The organism is Stenotrophomonas sp. P5_B8, from assembly GCF_054049855.1.
Map to the genome: position 1 here is coordinate 1 of NZ_JBFULO010000416.1, position 3,288 is coordinate 3,288.

Sequence of the window (3,288 nt, forward strand, 5' to 3'; positions counted from 1 at the left end):
CTACGAAGGCCTGGTGAAGAGCACCAACGGCCAGGACGACACCGGCACGACCTCGGACTTCGACTTCAAGGAACTGTCCTACGGCGCCGATGGCTACCTGTTCAATGATCGTCGCCACAGCTTCAAACTGTACGGCAGTTACCAGTTGACCCCGCAGTGGCAGCTGGGCGCGAATCTGCTGGTGCAGTCCGGGACGCCGATCAGCTGCCTGGGCGGCGGCAACGGCACCTTCGATACCGACTTCGGCTATCGCGGTGTGTTCCACACCTGCAACGTCGGTATGGACGACCTTTCCAAGGTGGGGAGCAGTGGACGCACGCCGTGGACGATGTCGGTCAACCCGAACGTGGTGTATTCGCCGGCCGCGCTGCCGGGGCTGAGCGTGCAGTTGTCGGTGATCAACCTGTTCAATTCGATCAAGCCGGTGCAGGTGTATGAGGCGCGCTACGACGTCAATTCCGCCGGGACGGTGACCGACTACTTCAACTACGGCAAGGCGCGCTACTACACCACGCCGCGGTATGCGCGGCTGCAGGTGCAGTACGACTGGTGAGGGCGTCGGCACCCCACAGAAAGGACGCTCCTGTCCCGATGGAGGGAGCGTCCTTCTGCGAAGGCCTTGGCGCGTGGCGCACGGCGATATGCGTGTGGCTTGGTCGCCTGGGCGCCGTGTGGATCAAGTGCTGTCTCCGCTCTGGCATGTCGCGAGCGTGAGGGCCCCGTAGCGGCCGGGGGCGTCGCCGGAAAGGGCATGGGGGCCCAGCGCCCGCCCCCCGACCCCCGCGTCTGACAGGTCGTAGCGCGCGTTCCGTGCCTGCGGGAGCGATGGGAGAAAAACAAAAAAATGCCGCCTACAAAGGCGGCATTTTTGCTCCGGCACGTGGCCCGAGCCTCAGCAACGCCAGATGTTACTGACGCAGCGGAATCACGCGGATCTCCACGCGGCGGTTCTGCGCGCGGCCTGCGTCGGTGCTGTTGTCGGCGATCGGATACGCCTTGCCGGCGCCGAGGGTTTCGATGCGCGCGCCCTGCACGCCCTGGGCGGTCAGGTAGGCGGCGACCGAGTCGGCGCGTTCCTTGGACAGGCGATTGTTGACCGCGTCGCTGCCAATGCTGTCGGTGTGGCCGACCACTTCGATCATGGTCTGGTTGTATTCGGCCAGCGTGCTCGCCACGCCGTTGAGCGAGCCGTAGAACTGCGGCTTCAGCGTGGATTTGCCGAAATCGAAGGTGATGCCGTCCGGCAGGTTCAGGGTCAGGTTGTCGCCATCACGCGACACATCGATACCGGTGTTGGCGGTACGTTCGCGCAGCGCGCGTTCCTGGCGATCCTGGTACTGGCCGATCGCCGCACCACTGAGCGCGCCGATACCGGCACCGATCATCGCGTGCTGGCGGCGCTCGGTAGCGCTGTTGCCGCTGAGCAGACCGGCGGCCACGCCCACGGCAGTACCGATCAGCGCATTGCGGCCGGTCTTGTTCTGCTGCTGGGTCGGGTTGCCGTAGGGGTCGGACTGGACGTACGAACCGCCGGTGGCGCAGGCCGACAAAGCGGCGGCGGTCATAAGGGCCAGGGCCACGTTACGGGTTGCGGGTCGGATCATGATGTTCTCCTTGGTTACCGGTGTATCGGCGTGCGGGCGGGAAAGAGCATAAACAGCCTGACGCGATGCCGACATGACGACACGTGCGGCCGTCTCCCCCGCGTTCAGGTTTCTGACCCGACCTGTCCGGCGCCGCTCATGCCCCGCCGGTATGCCGGTACGCCGCCAGCGCCGCATCGCGCCCGGCGGCCAGATCGACCAGCGGCAGCGTCGGATAGGACGGTGCGTGTTCGGCCAGCAGGTGTGGATGCTGCCAGGGCGCAAAGCGCGCCTTCAACGGCAACGCAGCCAGTTCGGGCACCCAGCGGGTGATGTAACGCGCCTGCGGATCGAACTTCTCCGATTGGGTCACCGGATTGAAGATGCGGAAATACGGCGCCGCATCCGCCCCGGTGCCGGCCACCCACTGCCAGCCCATGGTGTTGTTGGCCAGGTCGGCATCCACCAGCGTGTCCCAGAACCAGCGCGCGCCCTCGCGCCAGTGCTGGCGCAGGTGCTTGCACAGGAAACTGGCCACCAGCATGCGTACCCGGTTGTGCATGTAGCCGGTGGCCCACAGCTCGCGCATACCCGCATCGATGATCGGAATGCCCGTGCGCCCCTGCTGCCACGCCTGCAACTGCCCCGCATTGGGCGCGGCCCAGCGGAAGCCGTCGAAGCGCGGGTTGAGGTTGTGGTCGGTGGTCTGCGGGAAGTGATGCAGCAGGTGGTGGGAGAATTCACGCCAGCCCAGTTCGCGGATGTAGCCATCGATGTCGGCGTCGCGGCTGGCACTGCGCGCCGGCTGCAACTGATGCACGACCTGCCACGGCGCAATCTCGCCGAAATGCAGATGCGGGGACAGCAGCGAGGTGCCCACCCGGTCGGGCAGGTCACGCTGCTGCCGATAGCCGTTGAGCGCCCCGTCGATGAACACCGTCAACGCCTCCTGCGCGCCCGCCTCGCCCGGCTGCCAGTGCGTCCAGAACCCGGCATCCCACGGCAACGTGGCCGCCAGGCCGAGCGTATCGAGCGCCTCGCCCTGCAGCGGATGGGCCGGCAGCGACGCCGGCGCACGGACCGGCGCGGGCAGCTGCAGGCGGGTGAGTGCGTTGCGCCAGTACGGAGTGAACACCTTGTACGGGCCACCCTGCAGGGTGGTGATATCCCATGGCTCCAGCATCAGGCTGCCGTTGTGGCTCTGCGCCTCGATGCCCTGCTCGCGCAGGTCGCGCTTGATCCTCGCATCGCGCGGCTGCGTGGCCGGTTCGTACTTGCGGTTCCAGTACACCGCCACCGCACCGGATGCGGCGATCAACCGCTCAAGTTCGGCCTGGCTGTCGCCGCGACACAGCACCAGCGACGAGCCACGGCCACGCAGGTCTGCATCGAGCGCGGCCAGCGAACGGTGCAGCCAGGCATTGGACGCGCCACCGGGCGCCCAATCGCCTTCCTCATGCGGCGCATGGATATAGACCGGCACCGGCACGTGTCCAGCATCCAGCGCGGCCTGCAAGGCCGGGTTGTCCTGCAGACGAAGATCTCGGCGGAACCACACCAGCGCTAGCGACACGACGACCGTCCAATGAGAGGAAACAGGGCGCATGATAGCCAGCGCGCGTGAAAGACGGTGCCGGTCGTCGCCGCGCGGATACGGTTGTGCCTCCCCGAGGCGATGGCCAGTCTTCGCCTCCTTCCCTGCAAC

At 66.7% G+C, this 3,288-nt stretch carries 2 protein-coding genes and 1 pseudogene; 1 reads left to right on the top strand and 2 read right to left on the bottom strand.

Annotated features, from left to right (window positions below):
- Positions 1-553: pseudogene (locus ACXJKH_RS17340) on the top strand (TonB-dependent receptor); the annotation flags it as partial.
- 355 nt (positions 554-908) lie between these two features.
- Here ACXJKH_RS17340 and ACXJKH_RS17345 read toward each other — a convergent pair.
- Together ACXJKH_RS17345 and ACXJKH_RS17350 are read right to left on the bottom strand one after the other, a co-directional pair.
- The gene (locus tag ACXJKH_RS17345; RefSeq protein ID WP_256774042.1) at positions 909-1,604 is read right to left on the bottom strand and encodes an OmpA family protein; all 696 of its coding nucleotides are present in this window, start codon (positions 1,602-1,604) and stop codon (positions 909-911) included.
- A 136-nt stretch (positions 1,605-1,740) separates the two neighbouring features.
- Positions 1,741-3,156: a cryptochrome/photolyase family protein gene (locus ACXJKH_RS17350; protein ID WP_457321181.1), complete on the bottom strand. Its 1,416-nt coding sequence runs from the start codon at positions 3,154-3,156 to the stop codon at positions 1,741-1,743.
- Positions 3,157-3,288: the final 132 nt, after the last annotated feature.